This is a genomic window from Nostoc sp. EspVER01, assembly GCF_034530635.1.
In the GTDB taxonomy this organism is placed as follows: Bacteria; Cyanobacteriota; Cyanobacteriia; order Cyanobacteriales; family Nostocaceae; genus Nostoc.
In genome coordinates, this window is the sequence record NZ_JAVRCS010000040.1 from 12,997 (window position 1) to 35,213 (window position 22,217).

The window sequence follows — 22,217 nt, forward strand, 5'->3', positions numbered from 1 at the left end:
AAACATAAATAGCCGCTCATTACCCGTTAATACACTGATATTCCTATACCTCAGTTACTTACAATCTGCTACCAATCGGTTATTAATAACCCTACTTTTTAACACCTTACAAAATTCCATTACTCACTGATAGTAGCTACTATGCTCTGGGTATACTAAACCATAGAAAGAAAATTATCATAACTAAATGCAATGTTAGTAGAATCAGATAAAGTATTTCCTATACTTGGCTATCGCATTATTAAGCAACTATATTCAGGTAAAAAAACCTTAGTTTATCGAGCTATCAGAGAAAAAGATCGGCAATCAGTTATTTTAAAACTGATGCGTAATGAAGATCCTAACTTTGCTGAAATTAATCAGTTTCACAATCAATACACCATTACCCAAAACCTTGAAATCCCAGGCATAGTCAAGCCAATAAACCTAGAAAAATATCACAATAGATATGTGATAGTAATGGAAGATTTTGGTGGCATTGCCCTTAATCTCTGGCAGCAAGAAGAGCAGAAAAAAGGAAATAATTCTGTTTCATTGAGTGAGTTTTTCGATATTGCACTTGAAATTAGTGCAACTTTAGAACAGTTACATCACTATCGCATAATTCACAAAGATATCAAACCCGCTAACATTTTAATTCATCCGATAACAGGTAAGACTAAAATCATCGATTTTAGCATTGCGACTCTATTACCAAAAGAAATTCAATTTCTCACAAATCCCAACGTCCTAGAAGGTACTCTAGCTTATATTTCCCCTGAACAAACAGGACGCATGAATCGAGGGATAGACTACCGTACCGACTTTTATTCCTTGGGTATCACCTTCTTTGAACTCCTGACAGGGCAGTTACCATTTAGTACTACTGAACCGATGGAGTTAGTCTACTCTCACATTGCCAAAGAACCGCCAAAAGCCAGTCATATTAACTCCAATATTCCTACAATTTTATCTGATATTATCAGCAAGCTGATGGCAAAAAATGCCGAAGATCGATATCAGAGCGCTCATGGACTCAGGTATGACTTGGAGAGATGTCAAAACCAATGGCAAGAGACAGGAAATATTACAGCCTTTGAATTAGGAATTCGGGATATCTCAAATCATTTTGCCATTCCTGAAAAACTTTATGGTCGTCAAAGAGAGATTGAAATTCTCCTCACTACTTTTGACCGGGTGACAAAGGGAAGCACGGAAATGATTTTAGTCTCTGGTTACTCAGGGATTGGTAAAACTGCTGTGGTTAATGAAGTCCACAAACCCATTGCCAGACAGCGTAGTTACTTCATCAAAGGAAAATTTGACCAATTCCAACGTGACATCCCGTTGTCAGGATTGGTGCAAGCTTTGCGAGATTTAATTAGTCAAATACTTTCCGAAACAGACGCCCAAATTCAACAGTGGAAAACCAAAATTTTATCGGCATTGAGTACGCAATCTCAGGTAATCATTAATGTAATTCCTGAACTTGAAATAATTATTGGCAAACAACCTCCATCTGCTGAACTTGCTGGTAGCGCTGCTCAAAATCGCTTTAATTTATTGTTCCAGAGATTTATCCAGGTCTTCACTACTAAAGATCATCCTCTGGTTATTTTTCTAGATGATTTGCAATGGGCAGATACGGCTTCCTTGAAGTTTATTCAATTATTAATGGATGGAAATTCTTCTTCCCTTGCTAAAGATAAAGAGAATATATATGAAAGTCAAGGGAGCTTGCTACTAATTAGTGCCTATAGGGATAATGAAGTGTCAAATCTACATCCGCTACATTTGACACTACAAGAAATTGCCAAAGCAGGAGCAGTAATTAATACAATTAAACTCTCACCTTTAAGTCAGATTGATTTAAATCAGATGATTGCTGATACACTACGTTGTCCAGAAACCATTGCTGTACCTCTGACTCAAATGGTGTTTTTCAAAACGAAAGGGAACCCATTTTTTGCATCCCAATTTATCAAACTATTATATGATGATGGACTAATTGAATTAGATTTTGATGCAGGTCATTGGAAGTACGATATTACCAAAATTAAAACCTTATCTCTTACAGATGATGTTGTAGAGTTTATGGGCATACAAATAGGAAAATTGCCCCAAAATGTACAAAATGTCTTGAAAATATCTGCATGTATTGGTAATGAGTTTGACTTAAAAACATTATCACTTGTTAATGAAAAATCTTTAATAGATACTGCATCTGACTTATGGCAAGCATTACTTGAAGGACTGATTATACCTCAGAAAGATGGTTATAATTTTACACCAGAAAATGACAGACAACTATTAAGCTTTTCAACTAGAGAATCGGAAAATTTATCACTTACTAATGCCCAACTACCAAAATATAAATTCGTACATGACAGAGTTCAGCAAGCAGCCTATTCTCTAATTCCCAAAGACCAAATCAAGCAAATACACTTAAAAATTGGACTGCTTCTCTTGAACAACACAACAGTTGCCGAACGGGAAGAAAATATTTTTGAGCTTGTCAATCATTTCAATATTGCAGCCGAATTTGTTACCCATCAAGCTAAACGTAATGAGTTAGCTGAAATGAGTCTGATGGCTGGACGTAAAGCTTTAGTATCAACAGCTTATTCATCGGCACTGAAGTATTTAACTATTGGAATTGAGCTACTAGCAGATGATAGTTGGGATACTAAATACGATCTTACCTTAGCTTTGTATAATACGGCAACAGAAGCGGCATATCTCAGTGGTGACTTTGAAGATACAGAAAAATTTGTCCAGGTTGTGTTGCTAAAAGCGAAAACTTCACTAGATAAAGTGAAAGCTTATGAAGTTAAAATACAGTCTTATGGCGCACAAGGAAAAGAACTAGAAGCTGTCCATATTGCAAAAACATTTTTGAAAACTTTAGGAGTAGAGTTCCCTACAAATCCTAGCCAATCAGATATTCAGTTAGCAATAGAGACAACATCTGCAAAGTTGGCTAATAGGTCTATTCAAGACTTAATTGAACTGCCGGAAATTACAGAAGCGCAACCACTGATAATCATGCGTATTCTATCTAGTTCAATTGGTCTTGCTTATACAGTTGCGCCGGAATTATTACTGTTTATTATTCTGAAACAGATCAATTTATCGATCAAATTTGGTAATTCTCCTTTGTCTGCTTTTGCGTATGTGATGTATGGAGTAATGTTGTGTGGGGTAATAGGAGATATTGATTCTGGATATAAATTTGGGAAACTAGCTGATAGTTTGTTGCCTAATTTTAAAACAAAAGAAGTAACTGGCAAGGTTATGGAAACATTTAATCACCTTGTCAGACATTGGAAAGAGCATCTAAAGCAAACATTGAAACCCTTACTTGAGTCTTATACGACTAATCTCGAAGTAGGAGATATGGAATTTGCAGCTTATGCTCTTTATGGTTACTCTCAACATGCATACTTCACAGGTCATGAACTAATAAAACTTGAACAAGATATAGAAGTATATAGCAAGACCATTAGGCAAATAAAGCAAGAAAGAGTATTTTATTGGAATGAAATATTTCGGCAAACAATCTTGAATCTGCTAGGAGATGTTCAAAATCCGCAGAGTTTAATTGGTACAGCTTATGATGAAGAGAAAATGCTACCACTTCATCTGAAAGCTAAAGATGGAGTCGCACTGTTTTTCCTATATTTCTGCAAACTTCAGGTATGTTATCTGTTGGCTGATTACTCTCCAGCTCTTAAAAATACTGTCATGGCAGAAAAGTACTTATATGCTGGTGTCGGCATGTTTGTTACTGCTCAATTTTATTTCTATGATTCATTAACGCATCTAGCAGTATATGCTGATTTCGATGAATTTGAACAAAAAGAAATCCTGCATAGAGTGACAGAAAATCAGAAAAAAATGCAAAATTGGGGAGATCAGGCTCCCATGAACCACTTACATAAATTTTATTTAGTAGAGGCAGAACGGCATCGAGTTCTTGGTCAATATCTTGAAGCGATAGATAATTATGAGAAAGCTATTTCTCTTGCCAAAGAAAATGATTACATTAACGAAGAAGCTCTTGCTTGCGAATTAGCAGCTATATTTTATCTCAAATGGGGTAAACAAAGAATTGCCCAATTCTATCTCACTGATGCCTACTATTGCTATGTTCGTTGGGGAGCATTAGCGAAAGTTTACGACTTGCAAAAACGCTATTCCGAATTACTTCTGCCGATGATTCAGCAAGAAGAAACTAGCTATTCTTGCAGTGAAAAAAATCTACCTGAACTGAGTCTACACCTATCTACACTGAGCAATAAATCTACTCTGATTACGAATGAAACTGTGATTGGCTCCAACACTAGTATTTCAGATATGTTAGATTTGGGAACTGTGATTAAAGCTTCTCAAGCAGTGTCTGGAGAGATTGAACTGGAGGCACTTCTTTCTACTTTAATGGAAGTTGTCATGGAAAATGCAGGGGCTTCAAAATGTGTGCTGATATTGAGTGAAGTTAATAACTTAGACTTAACTGTTGCCGCAATTAGTCCTGGTTCTACTTTTAGAGATACTCACACAGAGTTTTTATCTATTCCTTTAGAATCTAGTGATTGTGTTCCTATCTCTTTGATTAATTATGTCAAACGAACCCAAGAAATATTAGTAATTGATGACATTAAAGCGAAAGCTTCTTTTGCAGTAGATCGTTATATTAACCGTGAGGAGCCAAAGAGCATATTATGTATTCCGATGCTTAACCAGGGCAAATTGCTGGGACTGATTTATCTAGAAAATAATTTAACGACAGGAGCATTTACACGCGATCGCTTAGAAGTTCTCAAGCTCTTAACTATCCAAGCTGCAATCTCTTTAGAAAATGCCATTCTCTACAATAATTTGGCTGAAGCGAATGAGCAATTGGAGAAGTACAGTCATATATTAGAGGAAAGGGTGGTAGTAAGAACAGCAGAACTTAACGAAAAAAATCAGCATTTGCAAGAAGCCCTAGAAGAATTACAAAGTACCCAAAGTAAATTAATCCAAAGCGAAAAAATGTCTTCATTAGGGCAAATGGTGGCGGGAATTGCCCATGAAATTAATAACCCTATCAATTTTATTCATGGTAATATTACTCACGCTAGTGACTATGTTCAACAATTGCTAGATTTGATTAATATCTATCAGCAACAATATCCCCATCCCTCAGCAATAGTAGAGCAAAAAATCGAGGAAATGGATGTAGAATTCCTGACAGAAGACCTTCCAAGGGTTCTCGACTCGATGAAGGTGGGAAGTTCTCGTATCCGAAACATTATTCTGAGCTTACGTAACTTCTCTCGTCTAGATGAATCGGAAATGAAGCCTGTCAATATCCATGAAGGCATCGATAGTACTCTAATGATTTTGCAGCACCGACTCAAGGAAAAGAGCGATCGCTTAGAGATTGAGGTCTTTAAAGAATACGCACAACTGCCGGATGTTCTTTGCTATGCTGGTCAACTCAACCAAGTGTTTATGAATATTTTAAGTAATGCGATCGATGCTTTAGAGGATTACAACAATGGAGAAGATTCTCCAAGGAAAAATCCTCAGATTCGTATTCGTACTGAATTAGGAGAAGTAAACACGTTGAAGATTCGGATTGCTGATAACGGTTATGGGATGACTGCACAGGTGCAGCAGAAAATATTTGATCCATTTTTTACCACTAAGGCAGTAGGAAGTGGTACGGGGTTGGGGTTATCAATTAGCTATCAAGTGGTAGTAGACAAACACAAGGGTCAGTTAAGCTGTGAATCCACTCTGGGAGAGGGGACTGAGTTTGTGATTGAGATTCCACTGCAACAATAAGACAAGCTAACGATACTGGAAAATTTACGTGAGTCTTTGTTGGAGACTCACGTAAATTTAGCATAGGGTTCGGGTGAGAACCTCACCGAACTTTATTTGGGAGATATCAACGAACGCTTGTTACCTCTACATTTGCCGCGATGGGCATAGCCCCGCCGGAGGCGATCGCCAAATCATTGAGAGATGGATGTTGTTTTTGTTTTGCTTGTAATTCCTTACCCAAATGCTTGTAAGCAGATGGATCTATTGGCATCAAAAACTCCCCAACCAAGTTCCCTGCTTGACGGCGGCTACTCAAACCCATATCTTGAAGCAACTCATCAATGTAATGGAATGTAAAAGGAGTTACACATGCTCCACTGACGAAAGCATAAGGTCTATCTTTCTTCCTCCATTCCAACTCTACTGTTACATCCTCTAGCATCTGTTGCGGGGATGGTAAAGGTAAATTTCCTTTGGCATACTCTGATAACCACCTAGCACCAATTTCTGCTGATAACTGGGCACAAAAAGTATAGTTATAACCAACAAAACCCATTTGGGGAACATGAGGGTGAATCAGATGGCGGTAAAGATGGATAGTGCCTTCTTCATCAAAGACGTGTCTGCGGTACTTCTCTTCTAAAAAGGGGATATCCTGAAGAAAACCTGTGCCAAAGACAACAACATCTGCCTGTATTCGTTCGCCGTTATCCAATTCGACGCCACTAGCAAAAAACTTGTTGATCTTTGTCTTCACAGCACGAATTTTACCCGCGCGTACATGCTCAAAAAAGCCTTTAGGTACTAAGCCAATACTACAACCAATCAATTTGTTCATCGGTTGTTTGGGCACCATTCCACAAGCATCAAGGGGAAACTGTAAGCGCAGCATAGTCTCATTTAGCCGCCAGAATGCCCACACTAGTGGCTTGCCAAAACTATGCAGCCACTTTTCCCATCCTTGAAGTTTATGGTAGGGCATCCAAGTTTCTGCAAACCGAGTCAGGAAAATATACTTGATGTTCAACAGACCGAGAAAGAAGTTGGGAACTTTCCACAGCGCTTGACGGAACACAAGGGTACATTCCTTGGCCTTGCTAGCTGCGAGATTCGCTAAATCGGTGGCTGACTTGCCAAAACCGACAACAACCACTCGCTTGCCCTCAATTACAGAGCCGTCATTAAAGTTGTTAGTATGTATTACCTGCCCTCCGGCGGCAATGAACTCTTCCATCCCCGGCAAGTTAGGAATGTAGGGAATATCATAAGTGCCATTGCACACAATTACAAAGTCGAACTCGTAATTTTGTTTTCCGATCTCCTGACCATTTTCTTGAAAGCTGACACTAACTACCCATCCAGGAGTATTTCCTGATTTGCGCTCCACTTTGGTGACATTCGCACCGAACTGAATTTTTTCTGTGACACCAAAGTGTTGGGCATAGGATTCAAGGTAAGCGCATATTTGCTCTCCTGAAGGCCATTCGGGATAAGAGGCAGGCATAGGAAAGTCTGAGAAAGCATAGGTGTCTCTGGGATTTTGAATTGACAGTCCTGGGTAAGCCCTCGATCTTTCCCACACACCACCAAGTCCCTGCCGTTTCTCGAACAATGTCACTTCGTAACCTTCTTCAATAAACGTCTTCGCTGAGACTAATCCGCTGACTCCAGCCCCAATCACACATACTTGTTTCACCGTCATCTTGGGTTCTCCTAAATTATGAAATTAGTGCAGGAATCTGATGTGAGCGATCGCTAACCACACTCAGATACTCTGACTGTTCTTGTGACTTCATCACATGAGTTAAGTATTCATACTGAGACGGTAAAGTTGAAGTTAGGTAATTGGCTCTTTCCCTAATTTCCAAAAATGCAGCCTCGGCGTTGTCATTTCCGATATGTTCTAAAATGGGAAGACTGCTTTCAGGCATGTAATTTAGCCCCAGCAACATTACCGAATAAGAGTAAGACTCGAAGCCGTGGTATTTCGGGTTGATAGTCTTGTTGCTTGGCAGTCTATTTTTCCATAATCGTAATTTTTCCTGTAGTTCTTCTGGAACTTTGATATTGTTCTTAGTTGCTTTCCAGAATTCTGTGTCGGTGCGATCGCTAGCATAGTAATGAAGTGTCAAAAATTCTCGCACACCATCTATGCAGTCAGCGACAACTTTGTTATAGCTGTGAATTAACTCTTGATTGAAAGATTTGCTGGGAAAGTGGCTAACTAACTCTTCAATTCCATGTTGAATAAAGAAGATGCCAGTAGATTCTAGCGGTTCCACAAATCCACTGGAAAGACCAATTGCTACACAGTTTTTCACCCATGAGTTTCTGTTACGTCCAATCCGCATCTGGATATGAGAGGCTTGACGATTATCAGCAACAACTCCCAAATGCTGGCGTAATTCCTGTTCTGCGTCCTCAGCAGAAATGAATGCACTCGAATAAACATACCCAGTACCATTTCTGCCATACAAAGGTATATTCCAGACCCAACCAGAGGAAAGTGCAGTTGAGGTAGTGTAAGGGTTGATACCATCTTTTTTGATATCAGTTGGTATCTGCATGGCGATCGCGCGATCGCACAATAGGGAATCTGAATAAGAAATAAATGGCTCACCAAGGGCTTTGTTGATTAAAAGACCACGGAAACCAGTACAGTCAATAAAAAGATCGCCACTGAGAATACCATGCTCTTGGGTTGTGAGACTATCTATGCTCCCATCCTCAGTTAACTTAATATCTACCACATCATCAACAATTTGCTTCACTCCCCTTTCCATTGCATAATCTTTCATGAATCTTGCCAGTAGATTCGCATCAAAATGATAGGCATAGGGGTACTGAATCTTTAACTTATCCAGGATATTTTTCTTGACAATACGATCTTGAGAAAATTCATTTTGAACTTTGCGATCAAAGACCTTACCATCTAAATACTTTGGCGACAGTTTATGGTCGCACAGCCAAGGAATTAGAAAGCAAGCATAATCAAATGCTTCTTGATCTTTCTTCATTTTCAGCCACCATTCCGAGATATCAAAGCCATCAATTACCTCATATCTCTGGAAGGGATGGTAGAAGTGTTGCCCCTTCGCATTCCAGTTGACAAACTTAATTGCCATTTTATATGTGGCATTACACTTTGGCATCCATTCATATTCTTGTAGCCCAAGAAAATCAAAGAATACTTTGATGGTACTAAAAGTTGCTTCTCCAACTCCAATTTTGGTGATATTAGATGATTCCACTAGAGTAATATTAATATTTTTATCTAGTGCTTTACTCAAATAAGCTGCCGTCATCCAACCGGCTGAACCACCACCAACAATTACAATATTTTGTACATCCTGTACATTCTGTGACATAACAAAAGTTCCTCTTGAAGTCTAAAGTTAAGTAGGGAAATCAATTACAAAAAACTTGTTCAAGAATTTATGCAGCTTTTAATTCTTGCTTGATTTGATGGGTTTTAGCATATACCAAAAGCTCATTTGTAAATTGTGTGAAAACTGTAAATAAGTTCTCAACTAATTCAAAGGCTTCTTGCTGACTTTCTTCTGATAGTTGAATGTCTTGTAAATATTGCTCTATTCCAGATGTACCCGTGATGTGACCAGTTTCAACATTCAGGTGAAAATCGGCAAAATATCGGCATGGTTTTTGGGTAATGGCTTTAATTTCTGTACCAACCTCTGCCGCAACTGAAAACATGATGTTTCCAGTCGCTTCGAGAACTTCAATAATTACAATTTTCTGAATGGGAGTAGCGTTTGAAGTATATCGATAGAGCTGATAGTTTAGCCAGCGAGCATTCTTAGTTTCTTCACTCCAAAGAAATTTTAAGGCATCACTAAAATTCAATGATTTATCAAGTTCTAGGTTCTTCAAATCTTCCAAAAACCACAGCCAATGATGGTCATCTTCATAAGTATGCTTGTTAATTAGTGCCTGAATTGGATCCTTTGTGGGTTCTACTCGTAAAAAACACTTATTCAGTTCGCCAAAATTCATAATAAAATGGGCGGCGCATGGTGCCCAAGCTAATCTTTGTCTGGCATTTATACTCTTGTCTCGCATGAAATTAAACAAAGGTAATTGAGCATATTCTTGTTTTTTATGTTCAATCAATGCTAGTAATTGTTGCATTTTTAATCGTACCGATTTTCAATGTTTAATATTAGAGCGGAAATAAATTTCTTGCTTTGCTCTAGAAAGGATAATCTGCCACATCTTTGGTTGCTAAATTTCCAAAGTTTTTTTGATATTCATTGGCATAAAATCCACTCACTATTTGAATAGCAAACAATGCATAACTTGTTTATCGCAATACAGTTAATTGAAGGATAATTGGTCTTTGAAGATGTGATAAATAGCTTCTCTACATCAATACTTTAGGTGTATTGTGTTATATCGTATTGAGGCTAACGCTAAATTGTAACCAGCTAATTTACTGTGATTTATTTTTACTTTAACTTCAATGTATCTATGTAATAAACGCAGATTTTACGTAAGTACACTTGTTAAGAAATGGTCTGATATGAGCGTTTACCTTGCTCAGAAAAACCAAATCGGTCAGTTAAGCGTTCTGCACTAGCTAAGATTTGAAAGCAGGCTCGTATATACTTGGAAATATTTTTAGATTTGTTATAGCTAAATACAGTATCAATAATTACTTTTCATACCCAAGTGCCACTGGACACTCAAATTCTTCCGGTGCATATTGCAAATGTACTTGGGCATCAAACCAAGAAAATAGACTTCTTGTATGAGTCGGGAAAAATAGTGCTTAGGCGTAGCCCGCACTTCTCTACGAGTTGAATTGAGATCACAACGTCTGTCTGGGAATTTTGCTATTATTTGCTACTTTAAAATATATGCAAATAATTGAAATTTCTCCATTCCAAGCATTTCGCCGGAGTGTAGTAACAGTGATACAGGTAGTTCCAAAGGAGCTACGCTATGTAACAATACTGACATTAATGGGTGGTGCAGGCCCAGCGATCGCCATTTGGCTCAACAAAACGATCATTGATGAAATTACCCGCTTATTGAGTACAGGGACAACGCAGAATGCCATCGCCCTGATACTTTCGCAACCGCTGCTACTGTACAGTATTGCCGGTTCACTGTTGGTAAATTTGGTCAGTGATGCGATCGCTAACATCAATCCCTTTGTATATACTTCACTGCGCGACCGCATTTCCGGTTTTGTCCAAGGACAAGTAATTGAGAAGGTTGCCACTTTTGAAGATATTGCCCTGTTTGAAACACCCGATTTGCTCAATTTGGTGCAGTTGACCGAAAAGGGAGTGCAACGGCTTCCAGAGCTTTGTATGAGGCTTGTGACGATGTTAGAGGGAGTTTTTATCTTCATTCCAGCCATACTGCTTTTGGTGTCTCTTGCTTGGTGGGTACCGCTAATTTTGTTTAGCTGCGTTACCCCTGTGATGTATGTGCAGATGAAATACCGTAAGCAAGTTTGGGGAGTAGAAAGAACCCAAGCGAGTGTTCTTCGTGAAATGAACTTATATAAAACGGTTTTAACCGGAGAGACATACGCCAAAGAAATACGCTTATTTAGCTTGCAAACCTTATTATTAGAACGCTGGCACGGGCTTTACCGGACTATTTTTCGGGCAATGCAACAAATCCGCCGTCGGGGGACAACAGGCGTTATTGGCTGGTCTTTATTGAGTGGTTTTGGTTTGGCGTTGCCATACGTATACGTAGTCCAGGGAGTGATCGGTGGAACCCATACTTTGGGGGATTTGGCGCTTTACACTGGGGTAATTTTGGAAGTGCATCGGAGTTTGGAGAATCTGATGTCTGGCGGGTCAGAGTTGTATAATATTGCACTGGCAACAACACCTATTTTCCAGCTTTTGGAGTTAGAGCCACAGTTGTCCGGTTCTCAATCAAAGTCAGTAACAAATGTATCAGGAAAAGTCAGGGAATCGGCTGTTAACAATCGGAAATTTCAAAAAAATGGGAATAATTCATCTGATTATCGGCAAGCTTTATCAGATGTGAATGCAACTGAGTATGAAGCATCGCAAACAGGTATTGACATCAAAAATCTATCCTTTACCTATCCCAATAGCAATCAGCCAATTCTGAAAAACATCAACCTGACGATTCACCCCAACGAGATGATTGTACTTGTGGGTGAGAATGGTGCTGGCAAGACTACATTAGCAAAGCTATTATGTCGCCTTTACGATCCTAGCCAAGGTGCGATTATTTGGAATGGGCAAGATTTACGATCGCTCCCATTAGAACAATTGCGATCGCGGATTGATGTAGTCATGCAAGATTACGCTCGTTTTCCGACTACCGTGCGCGAGAATGTTGCCTTTGGGGATTTGCCTAAAATGCAGGATGACGCCGCCATCACGGAAGCGATCGCTGAGGCTGGTTTGGCTAAAGTAATTCAAAATCTCGATCAAGGCTTAGAAACCCTGTTAGGGAAACAGCTAGAAGGAGGTATCGATCTATCAGGGGGACAATGGCAAAGATTAGCGATCGCTCGTGCTTTGCTGCGACTCTCTCCGGCTGAATTAGTCATCCTTGATGAACCAACGGCGAACCTCGATCCGAAAACAGAACATGAGATTTACAATATTTTGCGTAACTTAGCGAAGGGTAGAATAGCCGTTGTAGTTAGCCATCGCCTCGCTTTGGCAAAACTAGCAGATCGAGTAGTAGTACTAGAACATGGTCAAATTATCGAAGTAGGCACTCATGACGAACTCATGGCACTAGGCGGACAGTATCACTTGATGTTTTGTCGTCAAGCTAGTAGTTACAACTGATATCATTTCTTTGTGATACTGCGCTAAACCTTTGAAAATAATTGCCTACTCTTACACCGATCCGCTATTAGAATCCTCTCCCGATCAAGCAGATTGGGGATGGGAGGTGGATCGGATTTATGAAGATTTAGGCAAGCAAAAATCCTCTGGGCGATCGCAATTACAACAATTATTTACTGATTGCCAAACTGAACCAGCAGATTATCTCCTGATTCGTCGGTTGGAAGAATTGGGGGATACTGTAGAGGAAATTAGCGATCGGCTCAATCAACTTGAAGTCATGGGAATCGCAGTAATCGCCACTGAACAACCCTACACTTCTGAAAATTACCCTCTGGGCGCTGACTTGCTGAATTTACTACACGCAATCCAACGTCAGCAACGTAGCCGCCGCATCCGCCAAGGACACGCCCGTAATCGTCTTGAGATTGCACCGCCACCCGGCAAAGTTCCCTACGGCTATCGCAGAGGTAAGGCAAAATATACCATTGATCGCAGTACATCACCAGTTGTCAAAGATTTTTTTGAACACTTTTTACTCTATGGTTCCCTGCGAGGTTCAGTCCGTTACTTGGCGAAAAAATACGGCAAGAAAATCTCTGTCACCACAGGAAGACGCTGGCTGACTAATCCAGTCTATCGCGGCAATACAGCTTACCAAAATGGTGAAATTATCTCCAATACCCATATTCCGATAATTTCTAAGGAAGAAGCAGCCCAAGTTGACCGACTTTTACGCCGTAACAGCCGTTTACCATCCCGAACTGCTAGCGCACCGCGTTCTCTGGCTGGGTTGGTTGTCTGTGCTGAGTGTCAGTCGCATCTGACAGTTACCCGTGTTACCCAACGCAACCAAGATAAGGAGTATCTTTATTTACGTTCCACTAGCTGTCCTCAAAGCCCCAAGTGTAAGGCGATTCCCTACCAAGAGGTGTTGGAACATACAATTGAAAGGGTTTGCCGTGATTTACCTCTGGCGGTAGCAGGGATGAATTTTCCTCAATTGGATGCATTCAAGAATAGTTTAGGGCAAGCGATCGCTCGTCAGCAAGAAATACTTGCTCAGTTACCCGCTTTAATTGAAACTGGAATTTTAGATGATGAAACAGCAAAGTTAAGGGCTTACAAACTCCGCACAGAAATTTCTGCACTCGAAGCAAAGTTGGCAATTCTCCCGCCAGTTAACTTGCGTTCTGTTGCTCAAGCTGTTTCAATACCACAATTTTGGTTAGATTTGTCGGAAACAGAACGAAGATTTTACTTTCGAGAATTTATTAGGCAAATTGAGATTGTTTGTCAGAATAAAGAATTAAAACTCCAAGTTATTTTTATTTTTTGATTTAATTGAAACACTATTTTTGAGACGGTTGATCCTTAGTATACGCAACAGGTTTTGGCCCTGCATTCCGCACATTGATAACTTTATTCAGGATATCAAACCAAAAAGGCGCACCCATAGCAATAGCAAAACCACTCACTATCCAACCGCAAATTAATTTAAAAACCTGTGAAATTCTGATGTAAACTATATTCGATTTCGTTGTATCTAATAACTCAAACTGTTGATTAATATTTTGCCATCCAATCGGTATAGAAGCATTTCCTAATAGCTTTTCAATCTCCTTTCTAGCTTCTTGATCGTTAATATAATCGATTCGTTGACTTGCACTTTGAGTAATGGTAGAGCGGATAACCGAATCCTGCGACAGTCTTTTAACCAAGTGAAATGTATCAGTATTAGTTAAAAAGGCAACTAATATTCCAATTAAAATAGCAACTCCTTTGGCATTGCGCTTATAAACACCGCTTGCTCGATCCATCGAGCGATCAAACCATGTTTCTACTTCATTTTTAAATTGATTTACTTCCTCTGTAAGATCGCCAATCTTTATCCTGCTACGTTGAGCAATTACACTAAGACTCTTAATTAAACTATCAGGGACTTCATCAGGTAACTCTTTATTAACAAAATCTATAAATTTCTGGTCAATTTCTCCATAAATTTCTTGAATTTTTGTGTAACTTGCACTATTTGGACTATTAATACCTTTTTTAAGTTCTTTATAAGAGGCTATTATCATCTGCAAATTGGTTTTTGCTTCTTCACTAGGATGTTTAACATAATTAATTAGCTCAGGAATTTTTAAGGTATCTAATAAAGTAATTGAAAATGTTTCCGAAGGAAGATAGGAAGGGCCGCTTTGTTTTTCTAGTACTATTTTATCAGGTTTTTTAGTAATTTCCTGGAAATGCTTTTCTACTTTACCCTTAGCTTGTTGATTCAATGTATTAATTAAAGGATCGTTATAAAGTTTCTGTACCAAATGGATTGCATTAATAATATCTGATTTTTCACTTTCACTACCACCTGATAAAAGTAATTCAATTGAAGTTCTTAAATGTTTAGCTCTCCATTGTAATAATGTGGCAATTAGTTCCTGAATTTCTGAAGCTAGCAAGCTCAAAATCAAGTAAATAAAAACCAAGCCAAGAGTAATATCTACAACTACAGGTAAATTCATTGACAGTCTCCAATAATTTTTAGCTATTTATTGTTATCGAAAGTCCTTAAAAAATTGTAGATCATAGATATCTAAATTCAAGAGTTGCTTAATTAAAATTAAAAAAGCCAAATCAGTTTTAGGAAGGACGATTTTTAATTAATAATTATTAAAATTGCTTTATTAAAAAATAAATAATTATGTTTTTCATCAAACTACTATTTAAAAAATTTTATGGTATTTTTTTAAGTATTCAGTATACCATTTAATTGGTGTAGTAATCAGGTATAAAATTTCTTGACTTAGCCAGATAAAAAGTAAATAGATAAAATTTAAACTAAGCGTCACCTCAAAAAGAAAATACAAGTTTATTTACGGACTATCTGACAGGTAATAAATAATTGATTGTATTATTTTTATCATTTATTAGCTGAAATGTGATTTAAATAACCAATATAATTTTTTCAAAAAATAGCGCTAATTATAAAAATTTGAGTTAATCTTGGAAACTAGCAATTGTTAAGAACATACGTTGTTACTGGGTGGCAACATGGGAGATTCGCTAGATGTCTCTATGTAATCAAACCAGCAAGTAAAATGATTACCAGAGAATATGCAAGAAGGAAGCTTTATTTGGAGTCATCTGGAAAAACAGCATCGCACGGTTGGCAAATGGATTGATTGGGTATGGCTAATAGTATTGCTGTTGGCAGCAGTATTACTGTTTAGCATCAATCTGGGAGGGTTGCCGCTGCGAGATTGGGATGAAGGTACTGTGGCACAGGTTGCTCGTGAAATTTGGCACGCCCCAGCAGGTTCAATGCGTTGGCTTTACCCAACGTTAGGAGGCGAACCATATCACAACAAGCCGCCTTTGATGCATTTGCTAATAGCTTGGGCTTATTCTCTAGGAGGCGAAAATGAGTTGACAACGCGCCTACCTGGAGCAATTTTAACAGCAACATCTGTACCTTTACTGTATTGCATTGCTCGAGAGATATTTCGCCAACGTTGGGCTGCTATTTATAGCGCCTTGATTTACCTAACAATGCTACCCGTGGTACGTCATGGGCGGTTAGCAATGTTAGATGGGGCGATGGTAAGTTTTTTGATGGTGATGATGTTGTGCGTGTTGCGATCGCGCCGAGATTTACGCTATTGTCTTGGTGTTGGTATTAGCTTTGGGTTTATTTGTTTAACTCAAGGACTGCTAGGTGTATTACTCGGTGCGATCGCAATTGTATTTCTGTTTTGGGATACGCCACGACTGCTCACTTGTTACTATCTCTGGATCGCAATCTTAATCGGCATTCTACCTGTAGCTGGTTGGTATGGTGCCCAACTAATTCGCTATGGTTATACTTTCGCCCAAATTGGTATTGCCAACCCATCACTAGGCCGAATTGGCTCAGTTGTAGAAGGTAATTCTGAACCACCTTGGTACTATGTGATTGAACTTCTCAAATACACATGGCCGTGGTTATTATTCTTACCACAAACTGTCCGCTTAACCTGGGAAAATCGCAACCTTAGCTGGGCAAAACTAGTAATGGCGTGGAGTGGGGTTTATCTGCTGGTAATTTCCTTCATGATTACCAAAGTTCCCTGGTATCTATTCCCGATTTACCCTAGTTTAGCTTTAGCTTTTGGTATCCAATTATCAGAAACGGAAAATTCGCCTTTACTCTCATCTTATCCCCGTGCTTGGGTTGCTGGTTTGGCAATACTTGCTGTGGCTGCTTCTGCTGGTAGTATTTATTTCAGTTCGGGTACAACACCAAAAACAGACTTACAACTGATTTTTGCCGCAGTAGCTTTAACTATGACTTTAGCAGCCATATTGGCAGAACGAGGCGACGGACAATTTCTGAAGATTTTGTTTTGGGGAAGTTATATTTCGCTGCTACTGTTAATGAAATCTAACTACTGGGTTTGGGAATTATCTGAAGCCTATCCAGTTAAACCAGTCGCCGCTATGATTGTAAGGGCAAATCCAGCGACGAGGAAGATTTACACATCTTTTCCCTACCATCGTCCCTCGTTGGATTATTATAGCGATCGCATCATAATTCCCGCTTCTGTTGGTGAACTGGAATATTATTGGCACTACAACGGCCAACCCTACTTCCTGCTTAATGTATCTGATTTCAACAATCTTCAACTAGAGTCCATGAAGCTAATTGACCAAGCTGAAGGTTGGAAGTTAGTCACAAAAGATACTAATCGGCTGTAAATGTAATGTGGGGCATTGGGCACTTGTACTGAGCCTGTTGAAGTATTGAGGATTGGGCATTAGACATCTCAGAAATTAATTATTCGTTGCCTAAAACTTTTGTAGAGACATAGCACTGCTACGTCTCTACAAACATTTTCACTCCTATGTCTATGAAGCATTTTCAAACAACCTCTAAGGCCAAGGATTCGCAGGTGTGCTATTGATGTAAACCCAATAGCGTGCAGGCGGAGACTGCGCTAAACCGTTTATGTAGTCATAGGCTTCTGCCCAAAAACTCCATCCAGCGAAAAAACCAGTGCCATCATGGAATTCTGCTATCCGATATCCAGAAGTACCACGAACAATTTGTCCTACGACGTTGCATATCCTATTTGCAACTGCTAGAGATGTTAATTGCGTTCCTTGGACATTAGGAATCACCAACACACTACCGCCAGACCAAGAAGCTGCGGTCGAACCGCCAGGTGTTAAGTAGGATGGAGGAAGACCTAATGGTGCTGGCAATAGAGGGTTCTTTTTAATGCAGAGCAGTGAGCGATATTCGTTAATACTAGTGTCACCTATATAAGGATTAGTGCCACCATCCGAACCGAACAAAACATAGGTTTTGCCGCCAAGCGGTAAAGGGCTTCCTAACACTCTCCAAGTCATTGCAGTAGGATTGGCTTGAGCCGCAGAGATTGAAACAGTCATCATTAATCCAACTGTTGCAATACTTGTTGCTAAGATTTTTTTAAACATGGTTTTTTAAACTGATATAAAGTGGTATTATTGATGGTATTTTTACCATCTTTAGCTCTATATTTAACAATAAAGTCAGTAATTTATCGGTAATTTGATTTTTATCAAATCAAAATTAATATTTCTATATTTAACTACTAAAATTACTTAGTACCTTGGTGAATTATGTGACGTTTTTGTATTATTTCTCAAATAGATAAATGCAGTTTTATCCCGAATATCACTGTTATACAGGCAGGATGGTTTCATCCGAAAAAAGAAAAATACATAAGTCTTGAGTTCTTGTTTTTTGTCCAGGCTTTGAAACTCAGTTTTAGTTTTTCTCTGCTTGTATGAAACCACCCTGCTTTAACCTTTTCCCTTTTCCGACGAGAGTGCAAAAAGCACTTTTGCAAGAGACTTTATGAGCTGCGCTCACAAGGAACAATGAAAATGTCTTTTCCTCTTGCCTTCTCCCTTGGCGCTAGCCTCTCCCTTTGGGAGAAGGGGAGACGCTAAAAGCGATCTGCCTCCTGCCTTATTTTCAAGGCAGGTCTAATATAAAACCGTGTCCTATTTGGGGTAATAAGACACGGTTTTATCAGAGTATTTAGTTATAATATTACAAAAATCAAAGTAGAATTTGATTTATACAAAAGTAATCGATTTACTGGGATTTGTTTCCTGGTTCATTAACTTTCTCTGTTGTGGGAAGGATTTGGCGATCGTAACTTGTCTTTTCTTGGGTCAAAGCGATCGCACTAAAGAAAATGGCACTACCTACAGCCAAGGCTACCATCGGACGCTTGAGTAGAATAAAATCTCTGATAATCCTCGCTAAAGGTCGGCTTTGACGACGTAGCGACGAAGACATCATCAATTGTCTCCAAGTAAAAGGATCGCGGACATAATGACCACTTTGGCAAACTACTAGCCTTTCCTGGCAATAGGGACAGCAAAACAAGCCCATGCGTGTTTTAACTGGTTTAGGCGTAGCATTTCTTTGGCAAATTGGGCAAGTAACATAATGATTATCAAAAGTGTGTATATTCATTTACCTCGTCCGCCTAGTCCACTTACTCGCTCTATAACAATAGCTATATTGAATTGGGGTCAATCAATGTACGATCTGATATCAGGCATCAATCATACATACATTCTATTACTACCAAGGATGCCTCAATAGTCGCAACACGAGTATAGCTAGATTTAAACAAGGATGACTCATGATTAATGTTTACAGGTACTTCCACCCAACCAAAAAACTTTGTTATCTCTATAAAAAATAGTGTTGGTGCCCACTCGCACCCCACTAGCCGCAGCTACGCTCAACTTAGGCATCGCTGACCCTTAAATAATAATTGTCTCTCATTTAACCATTCTCCCCACACAAATTTTGCACAATGACATTTTTAGCTAAAGCTTTGTAAGTTAAGCAAATAAAGTCTACTTGTCCGGTTGCTAAATAATGGCTCACAATGATAAGTAACAGATAAAAATTTAAATTTTTTCTTACATTTACCCCGCCTCTCAATGACTCTCTTGCCTCCCACTCAACTGAGGAAGGTAACGGAACAACCTGCCTTTCCTACACCTTCCGCTCGTTTAGCTCACCTAATTAATCGTTTTCAGCCATCCCCAGAAACAGTTGTGCTGTTTTTAGCCATGCTGATTGGCGGTGGTACTGGTATGGGTGTAGTCACCTTTCACTATTTAATCCAGTTGGTTCACCAGCTGATGCTGGAAAATTTAATGGGTCAAATTGGCGCCTGGGGTGCTTGGACTTTAGCCTGCGTTCCCACCCTTGGCGGATTAATTGTTGGCTTGATGCGCTGGCGCACTCAAGACTTTGGCCCTGGACTTTCATCTCTCATCGCCGCCTCTCAGGGAAAAGAGATTAGGCGACCACTACGACCAGTTAGCAAAATGCTGGCCGCATCTGTTTCTTTAGGGAGCGGTGCTTCTTTGGGGCCAGAAGGGCCGAGTGTCGAAATTGGCGCAAATTTTGGCATGTTGTTCTCTGTGATCCTCAATGTATCTCAAGAACGACAACGTTTGCTATTGGGTGCTGGCGCTGCGGCGGGACTTGCTGCGGGATTTAATGCCCCCATCGCTGGAGTATTTTTTGCTCTAGAAGTAGTGATGGGAGCGACATCTTTCGCTACTTCTGCTGTAAGTGTGGTGCTGTTAGCAGCGGTGGTAGCAGCATTAATTGCCCAAATTGGTTTGGGGGCCCAACCTGCTTTTGATTTACCTGTTTACCAAGTTCGCAGTCCTTTGGAATTACCTCTTTACCTTGGCTTAGGTTTAGGGGCCAGCCTCGTTTCTCTGGCTTATACTCAATCAATTCGGGGAGCAAAAGCTTGCTTTGCTGGGAAAGTTCCAGGTTTTGCCTTTTTGGGACGAATTCCTGACCCGATTCATCCAATTATTGGCGGTGCAATTATTGGCGCAGTTGCTTTGCAGTTTCCGCAAATTCTAGGTGTCGGTTATGAAACTGTAGAAGCAATGCTTCAAGATGTGGAGTTTCCACTCTACTTATTGGTGATGTTGTTGGTGGTGAAGTTATTGATGACTGCAATTAGTGCAGGTAGTGGTTTCATCGGTGGTTTGTTTGCACCAGCAATGTTTTTAGGTGCTTCTTTTGGATCGGCTTATGCCAAAATGTTAGCCGTAGCATTCCCGACAATTTGCGATCAAATGGCGGCTCCCCCAGCTTACGCAATGGTGGGAATGGCAGCAGTGCTAGCTGCTAGTGTGAGAGCGCCGTTAACGGCTATTTTAATGCTGTTTGAATTAACCCGTGACTATCGAATTGTTTTACCGTTGATGGCAGCTGTGGGTTTAAGTGTTTGGTTAGTAGAAAGGATTAAACCAACTTTTAACTCTAACTCTAATCTACAACAAATTGGTCTTTCAGAATTGAAAGATGAACAAGCGGAAATTGTGCAGCAAATTTTGGTAGAAGATGCCATGTATCCCTGTCCCAAAAAGTTACCTGCAACTCTGGGAGTATTAGATGCCGCTGTAGAAATGACCCGCGATCGCGTCCGTAGTGCTTTAGTATTTGATGAAGCAGAGCAATTAGTTGGTATACTTTCTTTGGAAGATATTAACCGTGCCCTTGCTATTTGGCAAACATACCCAAATTCTCTAACTGAAATTCCTGATAATTTATCCAGTCAAACCCTCATAGACATTTGTACTACTGAAATTCTCTATGCATGGCAAGATGAACTTTTATCTGAGGCTTTAGACCGAATGAGTCTTCGAGGTTTACATCAATTACCAGTGGTAGCACGAGACCAACCCGATCGCATTTTGGGTTTATTAGAAAAAGAGCAAATTGCATTAACCTGTAATTTAGCAGTCACGCGCAAGGCTCTTCGCCACTATTTACCAGTCTTACCTACTACAGATATAGTCATTAGTCATTAGTCACTTGTACTGAGCGTAATCGTAAAGCCTGCGGCATAGCTTCGCTTCGGGTGTAGCCTCTCGTAGAGAAGTATTGGTCATTAGTCATTGGTCATTATTTTTCACAAAGGACAAATGACACTTGACTAATGACTGTTTGTAGTCATTGCTTTTCACAAAGGACAAATGACAACGGACAAAGGACAACGGAGAATTGACTAATGACCATTTATTAAGCCGTGGCTTCTATGGCTTCATCACCTTCGCGATCTTCTGGATCTACCTGTCTCAGACGAATGTGTTTTTTGCCTAAAGTAATCAGAAACTCATCTCCTGGTTTAAGATTCATCTGTTTTGTATAAGCTGAACCTATAAGTAAGTTACCATTCGATTGCACACTAATTCTATAACTAGCACTACGTCCACCACGGCCATTAGCGCTGGGTGTACTGTCTAACTGAATGCCTTCAGCATCAATTAGGGCATTTAAGAACTTCATCATATTGACGCGTTCTATACCATTTTTGGTAACGGTATAGTAGCCGCACTTCTTAGCTTTGTCTTCTTTGCTCTCGTTCTCTAGCTCTTTGACTTTTTTGAGCAGTTCTTCGCCGAGTAAGGGTTCAATTTTTTTCTGTTTAGGCATCAACTTAGGTCGAAAATGAATGTTTGAAGTGTTTGAATCGATTTTATTTTAGCTGAGGTTGAGCTAACAGGAACATAATCCTTTAGTTT

The 22,217-nt window shown here is 39.5% G+C and carries 12 protein-coding genes; 5 read left to right on the forward strand and 7 right to left on the reverse strand.

Annotation, left to right across the window (positions count from 1 at the left end; translation table 11 throughout):
- Nucleotides 1–192: 192 nt before the first annotated feature.
- Nucleotides 193–5,811, forward strand: a complete 5,619-nt coding sequence (locus tag RMX69_RS24675) for an ATP-binding sensor histidine kinase (protein WP_289798367.1) — start codon at nucleotides 193–195, stop codon at nucleotides 5,809–5,811.
- A gap of 106 nt (nucleotides 5,812–5,917) precedes the next feature.
- Here the strand turns inward: RMX69_RS24675 and RMX69_RS24680 are convergent, their stop codons facing one another.
- The 3 genes from RMX69_RS24680 to RMX69_RS24690 form a co-directional block, all read right to left on the reverse strand.
- Nucleotides 5,918–7,495: an NAD(P)/FAD-dependent oxidoreductase gene (locus tag RMX69_RS24680; RefSeq protein WP_322639012.1), complete on the reverse strand. Its 1,578-nt coding sequence runs from the start codon at nucleotides 7,493–7,495 to the stop codon at nucleotides 5,918–5,920.
- A gap of 16 nt (nucleotides 7,496–7,511) precedes the next feature.
- Nucleotides 7,512–9,161, reverse strand: coding sequence for a tryptophan halogenase family protein (locus tag RMX69_RS24685; RefSeq protein ID WP_322639013.1), 1,650 nt, complete (start codon nucleotides 9,159–9,161; stop codon nucleotides 7,512–7,514).
- A gap of 67 nt (nucleotides 9,162–9,228) precedes the next feature.
- Entirely contained in the window at nucleotides 9,229–9,942 is a 714-nt protein-coding gene (locus RMX69_RS24690) for a hypothetical protein (protein WP_289798370.1), read from the reverse strand.
- A 728-nt stretch (nucleotides 9,943–10,670) separates the two neighbouring features.
- Here RMX69_RS24690 and RMX69_RS24695 point away from each other — a divergent pair.
- Together RMX69_RS24695 and RMX69_RS24700 are read left to right on the forward strand one after the other, a co-directional pair.
- Nucleotides 10,671–12,608, forward strand: coding sequence for an ABC transporter ATP-binding protein (locus RMX69_RS24695; protein ID WP_322639014.1), 1,938 nt, complete (start codon nucleotides 10,671–10,673; stop codon nucleotides 12,606–12,608).
- A 31-nt stretch (nucleotides 12,609–12,639) separates the two neighbouring features.
- Nucleotides 12,640–13,947, forward strand: a complete 1,308-nt coding sequence (locus RMX69_RS24700) for a recombinase family protein (protein WP_289798372.1) — start codon at nucleotides 12,640–12,642, stop codon at nucleotides 13,945–13,947.
- A gap of 13 nt (nucleotides 13,948–13,960) precedes the next feature.
- On the opposite strand, the gene RMX69_RS24705 is transcribed toward RMX69_RS24700, so the two are convergent.
- Entirely contained in the window at nucleotides 13,961–15,130 is a 1,170-nt protein-coding gene (locus RMX69_RS24705; RefSeq protein ID WP_322639015.1) for a hypothetical protein, read from the reverse strand.
- 592 nt (nucleotides 15,131–15,722) lie between these two features.
- Between RMX69_RS24705 and RMX69_RS24710 the strand changes: the two genes are divergently transcribed.
- The gene (locus tag RMX69_RS24710) at nucleotides 15,723–17,342 is read left to right on the forward strand and encodes an ArnT family glycosyltransferase (RefSeq protein ID WP_289798374.1); all 1,620 of its coding nucleotides are present in this window, start codon (nucleotides 15,723–15,725) and stop codon (nucleotides 17,340–17,342) included.
- A 174-nt stretch (nucleotides 17,343–17,516) separates the two neighbouring features.
- On the opposite strand, the gene RMX69_RS24715 is transcribed toward RMX69_RS24710, so the two are convergent.
- Together RMX69_RS24715 and RMX69_RS24720 are read right to left on the reverse strand one after the other, a co-directional pair.
- Nucleotides 17,517–18,086, reverse strand: a complete 570-nt coding sequence (locus RMX69_RS24715; RefSeq protein WP_289798375.1) for a hypothetical protein — start codon at nucleotides 18,084–18,086, stop codon at nucleotides 17,517–17,519.
- A gap of 646 nt (nucleotides 18,087–18,732) precedes the next feature.
- Nucleotides 18,733–19,119, reverse strand: a complete 387-nt coding sequence (locus RMX69_RS24720) for a hypothetical protein (RefSeq protein WP_289798376.1) — start codon at nucleotides 19,117–19,119, stop codon at nucleotides 18,733–18,735.
- Nucleotides 19,120–19,598: 479 nt separating this feature from the next.
- Between RMX69_RS24720 and RMX69_RS24725 the strand changes: the two genes are divergently transcribed.
- Nucleotides 19,599–21,503 carry a chloride channel protein gene (locus RMX69_RS24725; protein WP_322639016.1) on the forward strand — a complete coding sequence of 635 codons (1,905 nt, stop codon included), beginning with the start codon at nucleotides 19,599–19,601 and terminating at the stop codon, nucleotides 21,501–21,503.
- 211 nt (nucleotides 21,504–21,714) lie between these two features.
- On the opposite strand, the gene RMX69_RS24730 is transcribed toward RMX69_RS24725, so the two are convergent.
- On the reverse strand, nucleotides 21,715–22,128 hold the full coding sequence (locus RMX69_RS24730; protein ID WP_094353004.1) for an AbrB family transcriptional regulator: 414 nt from the start codon (nucleotides 22,126–22,128) through the stop codon (nucleotides 21,715–21,717).
- Nucleotides 22,129–22,217 lie beyond the last annotated feature (89 nt).